Below are 19,675 nucleotides of genomic sequence, written 5' to 3' on the forward strand. Positions count from 1 at the left end.
GGTTGAGTTGCGGCGCTGATCAATTGGTGAACAAGTTGAAGCTTGTCCCGGCCGGGCGCGCCTCATCGCCGCCGGATGCCATGACAGGCGCTTCTTGAGACCGATGATTGGGCCGGGCAGCCAACCGTTTGGCTTTGCGTTCTGCGACTCGCTTCCGCCGCTTATCAGCATCGGCCTTCTTGCTATCCGACTTCTCAGCATTGTCGGGAGCCGGTTGCGGTTCTTTCGCCGGTAACTGAATTTGCGGTGTCGCGGCGTGCTGTTCCGGTCGCGCGATCATCCTCGGCTCTGCGGCTTCGGCTGAAGAAGGCAAGACCACGCGAATAGCGGCAGGTACTTCCTCTTTCGCCCCGACGTAACTGTTGGGGTCCTTCAGCGCCGAGTTCGCCATGAGCAGTCCGCTACCGAACCCCGCGCCAAGGATAAGGAACGTAGTTCCCACTCCTGCGAAGAAAATGCTTGCCTTCGATGCCATGCCGCGCGCCTCCCCGATGCACGAAAAGAACGCCGAAAACTGGTTAGCGTTCCGGGCGAGGAAAAAGAAGCAAGCGGCTTGCGTTTGAACTGCCAGAAGCTGTGGTGTGCGACGGCGCGTTGCTGTCCTGATCAGGAGTGTCAGATGATGTAGACGAATCAGACCGACGCTTCAAAACGCGGGAGAGCATGCGGGTCTGGGGACTGTCGGAACGGGTGAAGATGTTTGCCCAGCGTGTAACGGCAAGGGGGAAGGTCGATCGCACCCACCTGCTCGAACTCTAGCGGCAGCGGCAAGGTGACAAGGGAGTCGGTGGCGCATAGCCGTGTCCTGATCGGCCTAACGAGCGGCCACCTCATAGGCCATGCCGATTGAAGGACATGAAATAGGGTCGCCGCTCTTCGTAATGCCATAGACGAAGAACTCTGAACCGACTTCCCATATCTCAATCTTACCGCGCTGGAAGATCAGTCTCATCCGCGCTCCTTCCCACAAGTTCACACCGTTCCCGAGCATACGCCCAGGCGTCAAAATCGACCGCTGGTGCGTCTTTGGGATCGACGGGGATAACGAAGGGATCGTCGCCAAAGTGCATGTAGACCTCGTACAAGGCCGCTGAGGCCATATCTGGCCTATGGGCATCAGCCAGCCATTCATCAATAATCTTCTGGCAGGCTGACACCGCCTCTTCTGGTTTCGAAAGTGCCATGGAGGACGCGTCCTGATTCGTCCTGGTAATGATAATTGTCGTCGATAAGGACTCGGTAGCTCACAAACCATCCTAAGCCGCCGGATGCAAAATGGCTAGTCAGACACACGGATCGTGATGCACTTGAATTCGTAGTCTAAGCGCCCGATTTTGGGCTCGAAGAGGTTTGCAAAATATCTTGCTCCCGAAGGATGCTAACTTCAGTTGTTGGACAGTAAGGAGTCTTTCCCCTGCGCAGGGAAGGTGCAAAGGCAAAACACAGATTTATCAATGCCGTGTGACGTTGTATCTACATTTGTGTCGCGATCCGGTGCGGTCCGGCTGCGAGAAAATTATATGAATGCCTATCAAGCGCTGTGGATAAGGCTAGAGGCTGGCGGTGGGCCTGACGGTCGCGCTACGATGACACTTTGGGGACGGGATCTTTCATGAAAGCGGTTGTGGTCGCGCTGTTGGCTGCGGCGATTTGTGTGGGTAGCGGGCTGGCTCAAGCGCAAACCCTAAATGACCAAGCAAAATGCGCGGCACAAGCACGCCTCGCGTTCAATGAAATCGAGACACGCACAAGGCCGGAGATGCTGAAATATCTCAACACCGACATCAGCAGCACGTTCGCCAGTTATCTGAACACCCGCTTGCAGCGTTGCTTCATCATGCTCGAGAGATCGTTCACTGACATGAACCGCAGGCTGTCCACGCAAGTCGACCTGACCGACGCGATCTCGCGCCACGGTTACGCCTTTTGGACGGATACCGGCGGAACGATGTTGACGTGCGATCTATCTCCGCCCGGCAAAGCAAGGGTCCTCTGCGCGTCCCGTGAGGAATTCGATGCATTCACCGCAAAATACTTGGAGTGATAACGCAATCAATGACCAAGATACTGCTCGCATTCCTGACGTTCAACGTTCTAGCGACCGACGCTTCAGCCGACGTGTTGAAGTGCAAAATCGACGGCCTCAGCGACAACATTTTCATCACTTCTGCGCCCGACACCAATCAAAATGACGGTCAATACGCGCGGATCGGCGTATCCCCCGGCATCGGAAACAAGGCCTTTGTTGTTGCGGACCGCATGGGCGCTGTCGCGTTTGTTGAGTTGAATACTGACGGCACGCCAGTCGGATTGCTTACGGTGCAGAAGGACTTGCGTGTGATCAATTCACGTCATTCAATCGATCCCTTCGGCATGGTCATGGCACCATCCCAAAGTGCGGGCGTGTGTAGTCGATGCGAGTCGCTAAAGGCCTGCTCGCCGCGATGACCAAGATGAACACGCCTCCGGAAACGCCACCCTTCGGCTCACCCGAATGGGAACAGCAACTGCGCGAGGAAGTGAGACGCAGGGGCCATCGCAACATTGAGCGTGACACGCACCGCATCGAGCGCGAGCTACTGCGGTCCGCCGCACCGTCGTGGCAGCGGTGGGCGGTGCGGGCTTTTTTTTTCTGCTCCTTTTGGTAGCGCTGTTCTTCGGGTTGAAATGGCTGTTTTACGGGTGAATACATGGCAATCGTTTTATGTCCCGTCTGCAAAGGGAAGTGCCTGTGCGTCGCATGTGACGGGCGGATGGAAATCTACAACGAGGGCAAAAAGGAATGGCTCACTTGTCCGGTGTGCAGCAGCCAAAATAAGAACGTGTCCGATACGGTGTGTGTCAGACTTGCAGAGGCATCGGCACCATTGATGACACTGCACCCTTGCGTGGCGGAGCGCCGTGACCACGTCGCAACGAGATCACTTGTTTGCCATCCCCGCAGTCAAAAGAACATTAAGCTGGTTTTGGCTGCCCCAACTCGCTTTAGCATTCGACCGTTCCATACCCGGCCAACCCCGCGTGGAGAAGTAAATCGCCGCCTGAATGTAAGGAGAAACCGAACCGTAGTAGGAGACAAGCGCCTTCCGCCGCTGATGATCACCAAATCGACCCACATAGATAGCAGCCACCGCTCGCAGTGTTTCGTGCCGGTCGCCATCCTTGAGGATGCCCATGGCGACCTTAACCGAGGAATCATCAGCTTCTGAGACCTGCGACAAGGCCGCCAAGATCCAAAGTTTTTGCCAGTCCACAAGGGACCTATTCGCGAGCAATTCCAGCAAAAATTCGCGCACCTCGTTGTTATCTAGAAACTTGGCAAGATATGACGCATAAATTTGGGACATTGCGGGCCTTTTTTCAAAGGCGTCTAACACACTCGCAACGGCATAATCAGATCCCGCTTTGGAGAACAGGGGGAGACAAAATCTCTCAATATTCTCTTCGTGGCCCGGATACGCTTCAATAGAATCGAACAGCCCTTTGGTGGCCTTTAGTTCTAGATCGTCGTCATCTTCAGCGACCTCGGCCTCATCCCAATCGGATTGAAATCCGTAGTCAGCATCAAAGTCCTCATCGTCCACTTGCGACGCGATCTCACTCACGGCGTCAGCAAACAAGGATTCTAAGTCCGGCTCCTCGGTCATGAGAGATGACTTTGGCATCACCACTGATTTCGCTTCATTCAAGACAAGATCGTAACTGCGTAACGCGGGAATCAACTCCCTCAAGAGCCTCTCGGCTCCATTCATTGTTCTGACAAAGATATAGATGTCATCGACATATCGCGCCGACGGCACCCCCAACTCTCGCAAGATTTTGTCAACGGGAGCCAGATAGAAATTTCCAAACAAGTCGGATGGATACATTCCTTGGAGTATGCCACGGGAGCTTCTTTCTCCCGTGAAACTTGTCAAAATGGCCTCGAGCCGCGAATGAAGCGCTTTGGGAAAGCCGGAATCACTTAGAACGTTAATCAGGATGTGCTGGTTCAGGGATCCAAAATAGTTCGCTACGTCAACTTTCAATATATATCGCAGCTCCTCATCCTTAGAGTATTTGCGCAGCGCGCTTTGCAGCTCGCTCCAGCACGTCCTGGTCGGCATGAACATACTAGCGCTGTCAGATGCAGCGAGTTTGTGACTGAAGGACCGGGATGGATTAGTTTTCGTTTTTATGATGGGAGCGGCCTGATCAGCTAAGGCTTGGTAGAGCATCCGATCTCGCGGCAACAATATGCTGCCAGGTCTAGAGTAATTAGGGCCTAGCCGTTTTATTTGGGCAGCCACACGAATTCGAAAAGATTTCGGAACTTCAATCGTGAGAGGGAGACCCGGACTGTAGTTCCCTGCCTTCAACTCGGCTACCAGTGCGGTCTCCAGCTCAACTCCCGCTTTGCTATAGATAAAATTCAGGTGAGGTGCGTAGATGAAATCGGAGCGGGAATCCTGTGTGATCCTCCTGCGCGCTAAATCCCAATCGATCTTTGCGAGATAGCTGGACTCCATGCCAAAGGGTTCACCGGACTTTATGTCTGCCATGTTTCAAAGGGCCTATCCTCAGTAAAAAAGAGATCGTACAACCTCTGCGAGATATACTGAAGCCCTGAACCGCTCAAAACGATGAAAATATGAAGTGCCAACCTATGGCGATAGCTAGAGACCCTAGACATGGCCTAGCGCGGCAATCGGATCGGGCTCGAATCTCGACAAGCCGGCGGCCTTCAACCGGCGCAGCAAGGCGTGAGCTTCCGGCGTACCGGCGTAGACCACTGTCGATTCCCACGGCTGCAGATGCAGCGCCTCGATCTAGCAACGGTAGGCAGGATCTTGCGGCTCGCGCCCAGTCCTCACCGGCGGCGAGCTTGGCGGCAACCTGCCGCAGTCGTGCCGGGTCGTGGCAGTTGACCTCGACGGCTCGCCGCAGGGCATCGAGATCGGTGTCAGTGATCATCGCGCGCCTCCAGTAGGCGCTGGCGTTCGTAGTACGAGCGCGGCGGCTCTGGCTCGGCGGGCTTTGTTGCCACGCGACCGGCCGGGTTGATGTTCAGCCGTCGCGCCAATGTCGTGCAGGCCCTGAGCGCTCCAAGCCACACCGGGAGCCATGGGCTCGGCTTGTCCCCGGTCGGGGTGCTGACGATAGGCGTGGCGTCTAGCTCACCGGCTGCGCGTCGCTCGGCGAGCACGGCGCAGGAATAGAAGGCAATGGTCGCCATGGCCAGAGCTTCGGGCCCAGTCGTCCATTCTCAGGGAAATCATCATCGGCGCTGGCTGCTCGGTTGGCTCTGCGGAAGTCCGGCAATGTCAGTTTGGCCCCGATGTGGGACAATCAACGTGTCATCTTGGCTACAAGGTGCGGATCGAGTCCCTCTGACTCGAGGGCAGTAACTCCGCTCTCAAATCCTTTCAACGGGCTTTGGCCAGCACCGACTGCATCGTAGAACCCTTTGGCGAATACGATTGCCTCTTCGTCGTCTATGTCATCGACCATCGCGATCACAAGCGGCGCAAATGCTGTGCTTAACCCCTGCATCGCGCTACATGCATTGAGAACAACGCATTTCAAAGTTTCTTGTCCGGCAAGCATCTTTCCAAAAGCGTCGAACGTAAGGTTATGGACCCCATCGTCGCCAACCAATTCTAGGCCCGCCGCATCGGCGTGTCCCGCGAAGTGGATGATGTCGTAATTGTGGGATAGTAGGGCGAGGCGCAAACTGTCCACGGTGGCCGCTGTCAACGTCTCGATATGAATTCGATCTCGAGCCGCTCCGAGCCTTACCCTAAGGCGAATAGCACTGACCTCTTTATCCAGCCGAAGGGCTTCATTCTTGCCGCGCGGATTGCCGGTAACGATTAGAACGCGGGTTTCTAAGATATGGGCCAGTTTACCGAGCTCGGGTTGTTCAATCACGATCGATTGCTGCACGGCGGGATCGGCCTGAAGCCATGCTTCCTTGAGGACGTCGAGAATGTCAGCGGTGATCTTATGCGCAACCGTTCCGCTTGGCCGCTTCTCGCGTCCCAATTCAATTGCTAATGCGAGTAAGCGGTCGGCAGTATCCTTGTGGTCGATCTCCAGCGCATTGGCGAGCCGAAAGGCGAGTTGAGTTAGCGCCGTATTCATGTCGCCACGGTCGTAGGGCAAGTACTTGGCAAGCGCCGGTACGCGGCCAATGCTCTCAAGGACCTTATCAGCGGTCTCACGACCGGCAGCGTCAAACTTAGCAGCATCTAAGATGCCGGGCACGCTAATCGGCATCTCCTTAGCCATCCGGCCAACCGTTGCCGGAGGTACCGTGGGACATATGCAAACTCGGCCCCCGCAAGCAATGCAAAGCCCCGGATATCGGGACAGAAACTCCAGTTCGTAGTTGAACGTCTCTCCCCGCTCCGCGCATTGGATCGCATACTCGTTCGCCAACCCCATGAGGTACGAAAAAACGTCTGCGGCTTCCCCATAGAAATAATGTGGATAGCGGTCGAATACGCGAATCGCCTCAGCCAGTTCACCGAGTTCTTCGAGCAGAGCGATGATACTAAAGCCTCCCGTGGCATTTAGGGAGCGTGGGTAGATATCGGCGAACATGCGCTGCCAGTCGTTAAGGCCCGTAGGTCGGGACTCCCAATTGGCCTCGGTCAGTTCGCGAACGAGCGCGTGCGACACAACTCCTTCCGTTCCTTTGACCAACTTGCATTGCTGCTCGGCGTGCGGCGACTTCCGGCAGTAAGGGCAGACCGCCGGATACTTCGTGAAAAGGAGGCGCTCAACGCTCTCCACTCCCATTTTAGCCAGCAAAGGAAAGTACCAGCCCAACGCCTTGCAAAGTGCCCCAGGGACATCAACCCGATCACGTTTCTTCTTTCGATCAAGGAGCGTCAGCATTCCGCAGACCTCGACGAAGTGGAGCAAGGTCGCTTCGCGGCTTCGTCCGAGATTGCCATCGTGATAAATAAACGATGTCATCCGGTACAGATCGTCCAGCCGGAGTTTCAATTCGCCTCCTGCTGCCTCTGTGTTCTCCCGATCCAAGTCAATTCCCTCAGGTCATGAATGAAGATCGGTTCCTTTACTAAATGCGCGCCAGAGTTGCAATCAAATCGATACTGGTGTAACCACGACTCCACCACGCCCATGGATCACTCATTCGTTATACCGCCCCTCTGAATGAACTGATGCAATATCGCCGGGCAGCCGCAATGCGTTCATCTAATAATTTGAAGTTTAGCTCGTGCTGGAGCCGACGATCCGGGCACTCCGTACATCTCAACGAACTCGCTTTCATGAAGTCGGGCGAGTTTTGCAAGGTCTTCCATCGAGTAACCGAGGTCGGAAAGATAAGCCTTTACGATTGAGGGCAATACCGTGGGCATCTCTTTCGCAAAATCCAGTTCTGCCGGCTCGCTTGTCCGCCATCCTCTTGCGCTGATCTGTTGCCAGAGATAGCGGCTTTGATTGGCGCTAACGAGGCCAAGGCCGCTCGCACGCATCAGCAAGGCCTGCATCGCGACCTGCCATTCGGGCTTTAATGCAGCAAGCAGTTCAAGCGTTATCTTTCGTCCACGGAAAGATTGTTTGATCTCGGCTGCTGGCAGCAAGAAAGCTGATGCAAACGTATTAGCTTCCGTTTCCATGTCGTCGGTCGGGAAGCGATGCATAACCAAATGGCCGATCTCGTGAGCAAGCGTAAATCTTGCTCTATCTGCTGGGTGGGTCGAATTTAGCAGTACTAAAGGCGGCCTTCCTGGCACTTTGAACGTGACTCCGCTGACGGACGCGCCTCCAAATCTGGAGAAGCCAACAACAACCCCGGCGCGCTCTACCCACTGCATCAGATTCTTCACCGGACCCGAAGGCACGCCCCAGTGCGCCCTAACAGTGGCCGCGATCTTCTCGGGGTTGCCGTATTGCTCGACGTCAAGCGTGGGAACATTCGCTGTTGCGTTGAAATCAACGCCTTCTAGAAATCGTGTTAAGTGCATGAGGCGGATATTTAGTTCGGCTGTTATCTGATCTAGTTGATAGGCCGTGACATCGCTTTTTGCTCTGGTCATCGCATGCACGCTGACGGGCGGCCCATATACTGGGTCGCGCTGCTCAAAAAACTCTGGTGGAACCTGATAGACCTGCGCTGCCCTTAGCAGGATGGCGCTGTCGGGAGCGGAGAGGCCGTTCTCGATTCGGGAGATTACCGGCTGGGGAATACCGATACGCTCGGCAGCCGTCTTCTGGTTGAATCCCAATCGCTGCCGCGCGAGGCGCAGCATATCTCCCGGTGACGACATTAGCCGTTTACTCTTTTTCTTCGGTCTTCTTGATCTCGGTGGTCTTGGGCGTGATCAAACTGGCGACGCTGGGCGGCTCGGGTGTGGGCGCGATAGGGAGCGCCACCAGCATCCCGACGACAGAATCAATGTCGTATTCCCAGAGAAGGCGATCTCCATCGCGTGCGATCACCAGCACACGCTCAAGTCGGGTGTTCAATTCGTTGGCCAGCCAAATGAATTCAACCTTTGCGGTTTCTGGAGGAAACCAAAGGAGAACGGCATCGGCTATCTCGAATGCGAGTGACGCCTGTGTTGGTTGGTTCTGACCGAGCTTGTTGTCGTCGCCTTTCTTGAAGCGAGCGCAGACGCCGCCCTTAAAGAACAGCTTAATGGTCTGCGGCTCGACCTTCACATGAACCGAGGCATCCCCGGCAAACTCGTTCACGGCAATACGGGCAATCGCGTCAAAGATGTAATTCGCCACCGTGCGAGAATAGAGCAGCGGGTCCATGCCGTTCTCGGCGCGCCATGCAGCCTCCGCCCGACGCTCTTCCCATGCCTTCTCCACGACGCCCCGGATACGCTGGTGATAGGGATCGAGAACTTTCTGAACGTCGTCTTGCGTGGCCATTTGCAATGGAGCCCCATGATTCGGTAGCTCACTATAAGGCAGCATCTGCAAAAAGACATAAAAATATACTGATTCTATTTTACCAAGCATTTACAGCGTCTTGTGACTCACGAAGATGCCTGAATTCACGCGACACGCAGCAACGCGAATGTTTTGCCATCAGCCGAACTGACGTACCCGAGCCGCGCGAGTGAATCCAACACATCCGCGACCTTCTTGTCGGTCGTCTTTGTTCGCTTGAACTGCGCTGCCAATCCTTTGGCGTCCAACGCCTGATTTGCGGCGGCCAAACGGTGCGAATACTGCTGCGGTCTGCTCGACCGCATCCCGATGGAAACGACGGCTTCTGCCATCGGCGGCCGCGACTTAGGCACATTCAGGCGAGGTGCGTTCGGGCAGAACAGCCCTTGTTGAGGCATGTAAAACGAAGACGTACCAGTCCTGGTTTTCAAGGAAATGCAGGCTGAAAACCAAAGCAGGCCACGCTGTAGTATTGATAACCGCACTGATTGCCATCAATGCTTCCACCGACGGGTGTATAGGAGTGAGAGTATGCGCCGGTTTTTATCTCGCAAGTGTCCTTCGCCTTTTGCTCGAAATCTTGAGCGGTACGGTGGTCGCAATCTAAAAATAGTTCACTTTGACAACCTGGATCAGCGATTTGCCCGTCCTCCGAGTGGTATTGACCGGTGCAAAGCTTGTGCTCTCCCAACAGTAGCGTCGAACCACTCGGCGGATTGGCGTTCCCGATCATCGTTTTTACGATTGCATCGTATAGGACCCGCCTCTCATCGGGAGTGAGACATTCACTGAATAATCGACAACGTACCTGTTCGACACGTTCGACCCAGTGCCTAAAAACGTACTGAGAGTACGCATTTCTTCTTACATCAATTGCAGAACTCATATCGAGAAGAGAGTTGATTGCCGACTGGGGAATGGAATTCTGTGGGATCGGAAGCAAGCTCCAAAGAGAGTAATCATCAAAACTATTGGTCTCTTTGATGAGGTCATTTGACGCGTTTTCACAATCATCCTTGCTTTTGTTAAAGCGGTTGAGTGAATCTTCAAAGGATTTCCTCGAACCATCACCTGCAAAAGACGCGACCGGAGCTGGATTACACTTAGGGCCGTTCAAGATCGCCAGAACATTTTGTACCAGAGCCAATTTATCGGCGATCTCTTTAGCTATTTCTCCCAGATTTTCGAGACGAAGTCGGTGTCTGTATGAATAGAAGTAAAGATCATCTACTGCATCGGCGCTACGGCATATTCCACCGGGCTTACAATCCGGCTGGGACGGAAGACTTGCTCGGTCGCGATAATAATCCTCTCGAATGTTCATGACCTCAAAATAAATGCTTCGCAACCGGATGGCGTATCGGACTGCGCGCTGCCGAATGTTAGACGTGTCTAACAAGTAATAGCCCGGCCAGTTCGGCAGCTCAGAGTAAGGAACGATACCAAGAAAAATTGGACGAGGTCCCGCGAACTCTTCTTTCGCCAAGCCTTGGATTTTCAACCGTGCATCATTGAGGTTCGTCGGTATGGATTCAATGATACCGCCATTTTGAATGAAACTAATTTCGAGTGATCCTCGATCGGAGAGCAGGTCGATAGTTGACTTCAACTTGCTCGACCCTTTCGCGCTAAAAACGTCCGCAATTCCGGCAGATGCTTTGGAATCGAACGACAGCTCTAGACGGTCATGAATGTTTAGGTGGTGGAAGTGAAGAAGTAGATTGAGGTCTGTTCCAAAACCTACAGACCCTACGAAGCCATCACCGCACTTAGCTCTAAAGGCTGGTGGATCCTTCCTGGCGAGAGCCTCCATCTCAGAGGTCAATTTGACGGCTTGATTATTCTGCCCGTCTTTTTTCCATGCGTACTTAATTCCGCTCGTAATCGATGCATGACTGGTAAAGATCAGGTCGTTGGACGTCGTGTGGTGTAACGAATTCAAAGTCGATGTGGCGTCCGCCTTGGCCTCGACTATCTCAATCGTTCCTCCGACAGAACCAGAAAATTCCGCATTGAGAGTTATATCGATGGTCTCGTCGTCCGTGACTTCTTGGAGGCTTACGTCAGCGGTTTGATACTTATTTTCATCGATCTGGTCGAATGTGATGCACGAAGCGTACTTTTTTTGGTTGATCAGGAAGTCCCAACCTACGCCGACCGAAGCGCCATGCTGCGAAGGATAGGTAACCGTCCGAACGGACAAAACGCTGCCCACATCAGGATGGTCGGTACGTTCTGCTGTGCTCCTAGAAAGGTGCGGTAAACTGGGACCTAGTGTTCTTATTCCCAGCTCGGGCCCAGGTTTGCCGCTCTTATCAACGTGCTTTGTCGGCGCGATATGAACTGGGCCGCGAGGGTACGTTTGCTCCCAGGCTGCGGAGGGTACAGGTGCAGAAAGAGGCAAAAGACCAACGAAGAGAACCAGGAGGTTTCTATTCACTTTTACTGTCCCAAATTATTAAGGTAAAAGATCATCAACGCGCGGAAAATGTGCAATAAACGTGGCTGCCGGACGCTTCGAGTTATGTAATTCAAAACTAGAAGAGCGCTTTCGGGGAAGCGGGCATTTTCCCATGTTTCCGCATGTCCCACCATAAGCGTCGTCGCATTCGTTAATCGACTCCACTGTGCAGACGTAGCTCGTGCCGCCAATGCTGTTCGTATATCCGCAACAGCATTTATTCTGTCCGCAACCGTCATGCGCGACAGCGTGTGTGAATCCCATAAGAAAAAATGCAAAAAACGGAAAGGTTAAGCGCCACATCGACAACCCTCCTCGCATTTTTCTTATGCGCACTTTTAAATTGTACTACTGTTGACCAAGTAACTCAATGGAGTATTCAACGTGTCGGGTAGGTAGCCCCCGCATTTTGTGTGGCGCTTTCGAGCCGGCGGACCGGGTGCCTGCCATCGTCGCCGGTCTGCAGTCGGGGCGAGAAAATTCAGCCGCGCTGGCGACCCCGCTTTCGCAATTTCGATGCAGGTGTTTTTCACCGCAAGAGCGCCGCACCACCGACGCCCATCTGCGCCGTATTGACTCGCCAGGTCAATGAGAATGCTACCCAAGCGTTCAAGGGCGGGAAGGAGTCCCACATGGGCGGCTGCGATCATTGCATCAGCGGGGGCACGCGGCTCGGCAGGATGCGGTTCTGGAAGGGCGCGCGCGCTAGGTCAATATTTTCAGATTAGGTGGCGGGGCGGTGTCGTTGAATCGGAATGGAGCCGCTCGCGCCCGTGGATTCAACCCTGGTCGAGACGATCTTAACAAGGCTCATGTGCGATACTTGGAAGCACGGCTGATCGAGCAGGCCAAGTCCGTCGGACGAACCCCACTCGACAACGGGACCAATCCACCTCGTCCAACCCTTAGCGAGCCGACGTCTCGAAGATGGAGGCCTTCCTGGAGAATATCTTTATTGTTCTGCCCGCGGTGCGCGTTGACCTCTTCATTCAGCGCACACGGTCTACGGCGACCGTAGCGCCAACTGCACAGGCTCCCTCAGCTGAGTTCGTTCTTGAAACAAAGAAGCATAGCTTGAAGGCCAGAGCTGTGCTGGTGGACGGCGAATTTGTCGTGGAAGCAGGATCAACGGCGCGCCTCGCGTGGGAAGGCGTGGGCTCCGAGATGACGAGCTACGGCCAGCTTCACCAGGAGCTTCGGAACGAGGCGTCCTGCAGCCCCAGGGCGCAGTGTGCGTCTTCGCGAAAAATTACGCCTTCAAAAGTCCCAGTGCTGCGGCGGCGGTGGTCTATGGACGGCCGGCGAACGGCACGATGGAATGGAAAACGCTAAGCGGACAAACCTATAAGGAGTGGGAGGCGGAACAGCTCAGTTCGGAGGCTGTGAGCTGAAGTCGAAGCGCTTCCTTAGCGCCCGAGTTAATACTATTCGCCGAGGGGTGCCGACTTTTATGACATTTGCAGCGGCAAACGATTCCGCGAATCGAAATGGCCCGAGCATTCTGCGATCAAGCTTCGTTCAACTTGGGCGCGTTCTTCTGGCGCGACAAGCACGCATACCGTCGTGGTCGCTACACCCGAAGGTGTGTCCGTAGAACCCCTTAACGGTGTAAAAAGGTTCGCTCGTGGGAGGTGAGTGCTTTTGAAGGCGCACTCGATAGCCCAGGGCCCTCAGGTACCGAGCCAATCGGCGAGCAGCGGCATAAGTCATGGACCATTATAGCGTTCAACCTTGGGTTGAAAAAGTAGATTTTTATGTACCCCATTGTTACCCGGCTGTTGCCGCTTTGGCCATTTATGGTGCAGATGCAAATGCTTAGAAGCGCTGAGCCGCGGTTTAGCTAACCGCCGGTCCGCGAGTCCTGCAGGCCCGCGTGCGGCGGCTGCAGGCGCCGGGCTCGCCGCCCGGTCGGGTCCAGTTGCGAGCACCAGAGAGTCGCTAAAGGGCGGCACGGAAATAAGCACGGCCGCGCCCCTACGCCCGCAAACAGGTATTATATTACCGCTAGGCAGTTTGGCAGAAGTGCGCCGGCCGTTCAGGTCAGCCCATGCCGCCCAGGCCGGCCGCTCCCCTTCGAGCATGACCACCGCGGTCACGCCGGCTTTGAGAGCGTTCACAATGCCGCGTGACCGTGTGGTGCAGGTTGATGGTTCTTTGGCAAGCCACCTGCGCTGCTCGGGCCAGTTGTCGTCTAAACCTCATCGCGGTAGCGAGCGATGCGGCAATCTTGCTCCGGGTGATCGCTGCGCCTACGAACCGACCGACGAGGTAGGCCGCCCAAGACTGAGCCTGAGGCTTCTTGTTTCCGAGCACTGGCCCGCCCAGTGCAGCTTGACAGGCGTTCAGCCAATAGTCCGGCTGCATCGTCCTGGCCGCCGATAGGTCATCTAAACGCCCCGTTGCGGTGGCAACTGATCGCGCCGGTTGTGCGGCTTAATCCTCCCCGAAGATCGTTACCGCAGGCCGAGACGTGCGTCCTAACGCGGCATCGGCGCCTCAGCTGGCTATTGGACGGTGCAAGGTCGACCAGGACCTTGGACGCACTGTCGCGGGGCTGGCGCAACAAACCGCGGCGGCGGCGGCGGAACATAGCGGGAAGCTGGTGCCGCCCTGTAGATAGGGCGAGGTTCTCGGTAAGGCGCCGCCGGAGGATTATATCGGGGCGACGGGGCGGGGTTCTGATAGCTCGGCGCAGCGGATTGCTGAGTACCGTACCCGAGAGGTGCGTCATCGAAATACTGTGGCTCGTGAGTCCGCCTCGGCACGTACCGCCCTGACGATTGTTCGCGAACTTCTTGACGCTCCACTTCCTGTTGCCTTTTCTCTTCTCTCCTTACCCGCTCTCTCGCAATTTCTTGCGTCTGACTGCGCTCTGCGCGAGCGGTACAAGCGCCGGCCGTATACCTCAACGAGACCGACGTGCTATCGCAATTTTCGCTCCTCAGCATCCGACAGTAATCTTCACATTGTGTTTTGGCGGCCTGATCGGCATTCTTCATATCATTCGTACGCTCTTCGCATGCAGCAACCATGTGGGGACACCAACCCGGCGACGTCCCAGCGTCTTTTGATTGCGTCTTTAGCCTCTCCTTTTCTGAGTCGTCTGGATTTCTGGACGACGCGGCTTGGGCAGCCGCTTCCCTGGCCTTGCGCCTTGTTTCCTCGGCCTTAAGACTCGCGTCCTGAGCAGCCTTTGCAAGTGCCATGCCCGACGGCCGATCTTTTTCCGCAGCGCCGTGGCTGGGCAGGTGGCACGCCCTGTACAGCGCGTTGTACTTCAGGGCGAGTTGCCAAAAATGGCTTTGCTCATCTTGGCACTCGTTTACCTTTGTCCAGTCGGGCTCATATTGCGTACAGAGCTTGAAGTTCGGCATTCCTCTGGTGTCGATCGCTTCTGCCGGGCATTCATGCTTCTGAAGGGCCCCCTCGATTTCACGCTGGTCGATGGCAAACGCCGCCGGGGCTGTGCAAATCGATATGAAGAATACGGCCGCGAGTTTTCTGCACACTGAGAACCCCGATACTCATGACGCCACTATGAATATCCTATCGTCGCGCAACCGTCGTCAACCCCCCGTTGCCTTCGTTGCGAGGCTCTGGTTAAATCACCACGGCTTGAGGGGCGGAATTTGACTAACGGCTCTGCGGGTTTTGCAAAATTAATCTGGCTGGCCGCTGTGGCGGCGGCGAGTGCAATTGGATCTGCCGCTGATGCCCAACAGCTCGAAAAGTTTGTGGTCGACGGCCTCGCGCTCGGTGCGAAGGTGCGCACCGAGAGTTCGGTTTATGGCCAGTACACGTGCGAGGACAGCTCTCAATTTCGCGATTTCAGATCTTGCAGGCGGGTGAAGTCTGAGGTTCGGGGGGGCCGCAACATCACGACGACGACGACAATATTGCACGCCGCCGATGGCAGCGTTGCTTATGTGAATCAATCCATCGACCCCGCCTTCTTTACGCGGGAAGAGCTTGAAAGCGAGATAAGTAGGCTCTCGAGCAGATACGGCGAGAAACCACATAGGCAGGAACTCCCTAATCGTACGGCCACCATCGCGACGTGGGGAACGATTGAACTAGCATCGCTTCCGGACGCTGACATGGCGATCTTGCGCCGCGACGAGCGGGTCTTAAAGGGCATTTTGGTCGACTATATCGGCGACTATACTCGCTCCGCTCAGGCAGGTTTGCCCGTCTTTAGCATACAGGGCGGTGCCGGTTATGCATGGGTAGGCAGCCATGACGGTCAAGGCCGCGGCAGGCTCAGAGTCTTTGCCATTGATGCCGCACGACTTGCATCCGCACGCCAGCTACCTAAACCGCCCGCGCCGCCAAACGTCGTCGCCGCGCAGAGTTCGGTCCATATGAAAAGGCAGCAAGGCGCTGCTCAGCAAGCCGAGCTTGAACAGCGATTGCAAGAATGCGGCGAGTCCTGTCCAGATAAGCCAGATCTGGACAAGACGCGCCTCGAAACATTAGAGGCCATCGAACGGGCTAGCCGCGAGACCGAGGATTCTGAGAGCTTCACTTCGGCACTTGGGAATGAGGAAGCGCTGAGGGCGTACCTTTCTGCGTGTGAGACCAACAAATGCAAATTTGCTGGCGACGCCCTGGCCGAATTAGATGGAACTCGCAGAAAGAAAGAAAGCAAGCTTCAGGCGCAGATTGAGGACGGCCAGTATCGGACTGCACGGGGCGACTTCAAAGCGCTCAAGCAGTATGTGGCGAGCTGCAGCGTATGTGAATTTGCTAGGGATGCCCTCGACGAAATCAACCAACGTGTAGCAGAAGCGAACGGCAAGGTGTTTGATCTGGAGATTTGTAATAGCGACTACGCAGACGTTAAGGTCGCCGTCGCTGGCCGAAGAGACGTTTTCTCACAAATGATGACTACGGAAGGCTGGTACTCGGTCGGATCGGGCAAATGCAGAATAATCACGAAATTGGTAAGAGGAGAATTCTATCTGCGTGCTAAAAGCGCGCGAGCCGAATGGATGGGAAACGAAAAGCGATCCTTCTGCACAGAAAGCAAACCCTTTACGCGGGTAAACGTATCTGATGACGAGTGTATAGGTGATGAGCAAAGTCAGACCTTCGGTCGCCATTCCAACCTCGGCGACAACCGAGAAACGTATACTTGGCGGCTTGATGCTAAGCCATGGACCTTCGTCGCGTTAGCCTATTCGCCTACTGCCGCAGTCTGGGGATGGTCAGCGCAGCAGCCTTCAGTGGAAGAGGCGCAAAAAATTGCGTTGGAATACTGCAGCCAGCACGCCTCTGACTGCGAGGTGGCGAGATGGGTTCGTGACGACGATTGCCTTGTGCTCTTCGGCGGTAGCAAATCGTTAGGATGGGCGACGGGGTCTAACGCTCAATCCGAAGCTTACCAAAACTGCAAAGATGCTGACGGCGTGCGTTGCCGTCTGTTGAAGTCTTCGTGCAACTAACATTGCAGATACCTTTGCTTAAGGTCTTACGGATGCGGTCGAAGTGCGACGGCTTTGTACCTGCTGCGAGTGGCTCGCGAGTGTTGCCGCTTTTGGTGGTTGGCTTCCTCGTCGTTCTGCTAACGACCGCCGTCACCCAAGCGGGGCCGCCAGACATACCGGCGAAGCCGAAGAGCGAGGACGCGTGTCTGAATTGGGGACGTTCCTATCAAGCGCATTTCGACGAAATCATATCGCGGGCGCGAGCCGCTGATGCGCTGTGCAAGCAGTCGTATAAAGGTAGCTTCCAAACGGTGTCGGGCGGCTGTCCAAACACGAACGGTGGTCCGGTGACTTACCAAAATCCGTGCGACGAAGCTTCAAAATGGGTTCAATGTGCTTCGCTCGGTTACTTTAGAGGTCTACATGGGTGTGCATCCAAGCTGACAAAGGTTGAAAAAGGGCCCGATCAAACAAGCCAGACCGAGTATGTTCTCGACCAAGATGATATCAAATTTCTGAAAGACTTGCAGGGGCGGGATGAATTCCTGCGTCAGCTTGCCAATAGCTCTCAGGGTATCGAGATACTAGGAAAGATCCTGGAGTATGGCGCTGAGGGACCGGCCAAGCTTCTCGCCCAATGGAATCTCGGCCTGATCAAGGGTTGGAGAATTGCCAATTCGAGACTCGAGGGCATTAACAAGGCAAAGGTTTGCGACGACATCACTGCCCATTTTGTTTCCACAAAAGCGTTGCTCTATTTTGATGGGCTCTACAAAGCACGCGGCTGCGGATGAACTCTATCTTTCCATGCCACTGCCACTGCCACTGGCCACCGCCAGCTGTCGGATTTTCGCAGGCCTTTTATTGCCACCAGATTAGCTGGATGTCCCACAGGATGATCCCGGCTGGCTGACCGAGTGAAGCAAGTTCTGCTCCTGAACCTAGACCGATGCTTCACGCTGAATAAGGCTGCATCTCCGCTCGATGCTTAGCGCCATCAGGCGGGACGACGACGGGCGAAGGTACTGGCAGCCCCCGTTCTTTCATCCGCGCTGCGGCTTCCGCCACGGTAAGCCGGCCTGTCGTCGCTCGGTCGCCGCTGCTTCCATCGGCAGAATCTTCTCAAGCAGCCGACCAAATACGGCTGGCTCGTGCTGCGCTAAGGAAGTTAAGAACCCAACAAGCCCGTTCTTGCCCCTGCCGTCTTCACCGCTTGCCTCGGCCGCGAAGAGTGCCGCCTCTCTCAAGACGAGGGTTGTCTTGTTGCGGGTACCTTTCATTCGGCCGCTTTTGGCGGGCTTGGCCGTGCCCTTCTTGAATGATGTCGTGCGAGCGAGCTGCGAGTTGCCCATTGTCAAAGGTCCGCCACAGAGCGAGGCTCAATTTCAGATTGTATTGAAAGTTAATGCAAGCCCGTCTGTTGTGCAAGCGGGCCGCTAATTGGCCGCTATTTTCCGACCGCCACCTGAAATTGCCATCACAAGGCATGGCAGAATAGCCAGGCTGCAAACCTGGCGCAGGCCAATGCAGGTGTGCAGCAAAAATCGCTTAACGGTGCCACCATTGCAAACCTGCTAACCTACCTACCTACTTCGAGAAAAAGGTGTGCCTAGCGCTGTTGTACCCCTTGCCCCGCGGGCAAACGCTGTTGGCATAAGGTGCGCAGGCGTGCAGTAGCCCGTAAGTGCCTGTAGCAGCGGCGCTAACCCGCTGCCACCTGGTGCGCGGTGCCTGGCGAGGTACGCAGTTGCAGGCCAATGCAGCCAAAATACCTGTGTGTAACTGCACCCGGCCCAGGCGCGCGCTTGCGCGAACTTGGGCGCACCTAGTTTGCTACCCACTGCAGCCGCCACGGCACCCGTAACCACTCGAGGTCTACCGCTGGCCCTGGCATCCTGACGGCGTCCTTTGGACGCAACCCCCCAATCACGCGCGCGGATTTTCGCGATCAATGGCGATCGCTTTCGCGCGCCTATTTAGAGGAGCGAATGTCATGGCGATGGCCAGCAATCATTCATCTCGAGCTGATTCACCGCGCCTGCGGCGCATCATCAGCTACCGAGAGGTCTGCGACGCGATCGGGAAAACACGAGCGACGGTAGCCAGGCTCGTGAAGCGCGACCCAAGATTCCCCAAGCCCCTTCGCGTGGGCACGTTCTCGACAGGCTTCTACGAGGACGAGGTCGCGGAATACCTGAACGGTCTCTTGCCCGCAGTTGACGCACCCGTCCACCACAAGGGCCAAGTTCACCTGCATCGCAAGGACAGGAGATCCGCTTAGCGCAATAAAAAGGCCCGAGCAGCTACGAACTGCGCGGGCCATTTCTCTCTTTTCCCAACTGGCAAGCTAGGAAAATCAACGTGGCTAACATTAGCGCACAGCGACTCGCCGCACAACCCACATTCAACCACCCTGCCTGCCACTTGGCGATGGCGCGTGGCTGGCATCTCTTCCCCGTAATAGAGGATCAACGACTCGCCAAGAAGATACCCGCGTTCAGCGGCCGCCAGACGAACGGCAGTCGATGGGGCAGTTCAAATGACCCAGCCTACCTCGACAGGCTATTTGCTCGCCCGAGGGCCCAAAATGCATGGATCGGTCTTGCAACCGGTCCTGACTCGGGAGTGTTCGTGGTCGACATCGATACGATCAAGGGGCACGGCGAAGGGCGCGACGGTCATGCATCCCTAGATGAACTCACGGCGCATCATGGTCCACTGCCCCGTACCTTGACCGCTCTGACGCCGAGCGGCGGAGAGCATCTCTACTTTTTCTACCCATGTGATGGTCGGAAGGTGGTGAGTCGTGCCAACATTCTACCCGGCATCGACATTAAGGGTTGGGGGGGCTACGTGGTTACCGTACCATCGC

Annotated in this window: 16 protein-coding genes; 6 read left to right on the top strand and 10 right to left on the bottom strand. The window is 55.6% G+C overall.

Annotated features, from left to right (window positions below; translation table 11 throughout):
- Positions 1 to 19: 19 nt before the first annotated feature.
- Together IVB48_RS30210 and IVB48_RS30215 are read right to left on the bottom strand one after the other, a co-directional pair.
- Positions 20 to 475 (bottom strand): hypothetical protein, encoded by a 456-nt coding sequence (locus IVB48_RS30210; protein ID WP_247405839.1) that lies wholly within the window; start codon positions 473 to 475, stop codon positions 20 to 22.
- 339 nt (positions 476 to 814) lie between these two features.
- The gene (locus tag IVB48_RS30215; RefSeq protein WP_247405841.1) at positions 815 to 952 is read right to left on the bottom strand and encodes a hypothetical protein; all 138 of its coding nucleotides are present in this window, start codon (positions 950 to 952) and stop codon (positions 815 to 817) included.
- Positions 953 to 1,612: 660 nt separating this feature from the next.
- On the opposite strand from IVB48_RS30215, the gene IVB48_RS30220 reads away from it, so the two are divergent.
- Together IVB48_RS30220 and IVB48_RS30225 are read left to right on the top strand one after the other, a co-directional pair.
- On the top strand, positions 1,613 to 2,044 hold the full coding sequence (locus IVB48_RS30220) for a hypothetical protein (RefSeq protein WP_247405843.1): 432 nt from the start codon (positions 1,613 to 1,615) through the stop codon (positions 2,042 to 2,044).
- Between the two features lie 11 nt (positions 2,045 to 2,055).
- Entirely contained in the window at positions 2,056 to 2,448 is a 393-nt protein-coding gene (locus tag IVB48_RS30225) for a hypothetical protein (protein ID WP_247405844.1), read from the top strand.
- 473 nt (positions 2,449 to 2,921) lie between these two features.
- On the opposite strand, the gene IVB48_RS30230 is transcribed toward IVB48_RS30225, so the two are convergent.
- The 7 genes from IVB48_RS30230 to IVB48_RS30260 all read right to left on the bottom strand — a co-directional run bounded on the left by IVB48_RS30230 (position 2,922) and on the right by IVB48_RS30260 (position 11,356).
- On the bottom strand, positions 2,922 to 4,541 hold the full coding sequence (locus tag IVB48_RS30230) for an RNA-directed DNA polymerase (protein ID WP_247405847.1): 1,620 nt from the start codon (positions 4,539 to 4,541) through the stop codon (positions 2,922 to 2,924).
- A gap of 401 nt (positions 4,542 to 4,942) precedes the next feature.
- Positions 4,943 to 5,215, bottom strand: coding sequence for a hypothetical protein (locus IVB48_RS30235; protein WP_247405850.1), 273 nt, complete (start codon positions 5,213 to 5,215; stop codon positions 4,943 to 4,945).
- A gap of 113 nt (positions 5,216 to 5,328) precedes the next feature.
- Positions 5,329 to 6,993 (bottom strand): CHAT domain-containing protein, encoded by a 1,665-nt coding sequence (locus IVB48_RS30240; RefSeq protein ID WP_247405852.1) that lies wholly within the window; start codon positions 6,991 to 6,993, stop codon positions 5,329 to 5,331.
- A gap of 209 nt (positions 6,994 to 7,202) precedes the next feature.
- Positions 7,203 to 8,282, bottom strand: a complete 1,080-nt coding sequence (locus tag IVB48_RS30245) for an XRE family transcriptional regulator (protein WP_247405855.1) — start codon at positions 8,280 to 8,282, stop codon at positions 7,203 to 7,205.
- Between the two features lie 7 nt (positions 8,283 to 8,289).
- Positions 8,290 to 8,895, bottom strand: a complete 606-nt coding sequence (locus IVB48_RS30250; protein ID WP_247405858.1) for a hypothetical protein — start codon at positions 8,893 to 8,895, stop codon at positions 8,290 to 8,292.
- A 125-nt stretch (positions 8,896 to 9,020) separates the two neighbouring features.
- Complete coding sequence (locus tag IVB48_RS30255; RefSeq protein ID WP_247405861.1) at positions 9,021 to 9,248, bottom strand: hypothetical protein; 228 nt, start codon at positions 9,246 to 9,248, stop codon at positions 9,021 to 9,023.
- Positions 9,249 to 9,343: 95 nt separating this feature from the next.
- Positions 9,344 to 11,356, bottom strand: a complete 2,013-nt coding sequence (locus IVB48_RS30260; RefSeq protein WP_247405864.1) for a hypothetical protein — start codon at positions 11,354 to 11,356, stop codon at positions 9,344 to 9,346.
- Positions 11,357 to 14,673: 3,317 nt separating this feature from the next.
- Here IVB48_RS30260 and IVB48_RS30265 point away from each other — a divergent pair.
- From IVB48_RS30265 to IVB48_RS30275, 3 genes are all read left to right on the top strand, one after another.
- Positions 14,674 to 14,889 carry a hypothetical protein gene (locus IVB48_RS30265; RefSeq protein WP_247405867.1) on the top strand — a complete coding sequence of 72 codons (216 nt, stop codon included), beginning with the start codon at positions 14,674 to 14,676 and terminating at the stop codon, positions 14,887 to 14,889.
- Between the two features lie 117 nt (positions 14,890 to 15,006).
- Positions 15,007 to 16,821: a DUF1036 domain-containing protein gene (locus IVB48_RS30270; protein WP_247405868.1), complete on the top strand. Its 1,815-nt coding sequence runs from the start codon at positions 15,007 to 15,009 to the stop codon at positions 16,819 to 16,821.
- Positions 16,822 to 16,901: 80 nt separating this feature from the next.
- The gene (locus tag IVB48_RS30275) at positions 16,902 to 17,597 is read left to right on the top strand and encodes a hypothetical protein (protein ID WP_247405869.1); all 696 of its coding nucleotides are present in this window, start codon (positions 16,902 to 16,904) and stop codon (positions 17,595 to 17,597) included.
- A 249-nt stretch (positions 17,598 to 17,846) separates the two neighbouring features.
- On the opposite strand, the gene IVB48_RS30280 is transcribed toward IVB48_RS30275, so the two are convergent.
- Positions 17,847 to 18,155 (bottom strand): hypothetical protein, encoded by a 309-nt coding sequence (locus IVB48_RS30280; RefSeq protein WP_247405870.1) that lies wholly within the window; start codon positions 18,153 to 18,155, stop codon positions 17,847 to 17,849.
- 641 nt (positions 18,156 to 18,796) lie between these two features.
- Between IVB48_RS30280 and IVB48_RS30285 the strand changes: the two genes are divergently transcribed.
- Positions 18,797 to 19,084 carry an AlpA family phage regulatory protein gene (locus IVB48_RS30285; RefSeq protein WP_247405871.1) on the top strand — a complete coding sequence of 96 codons (288 nt, stop codon included), beginning with the start codon at positions 18,797 to 18,799 and terminating at the stop codon, positions 19,082 to 19,084.
- Positions 19,085 to 19,675: the final 591 nt, after the last annotated feature.

This window comes from Bradyrhizobium sp. 76 (assembly GCF_023073025.1).
Classification (GTDB): domain Bacteria; phylum Pseudomonadota; class Alphaproteobacteria; order Rhizobiales; family Xanthobacteraceae; genus Bradyrhizobium.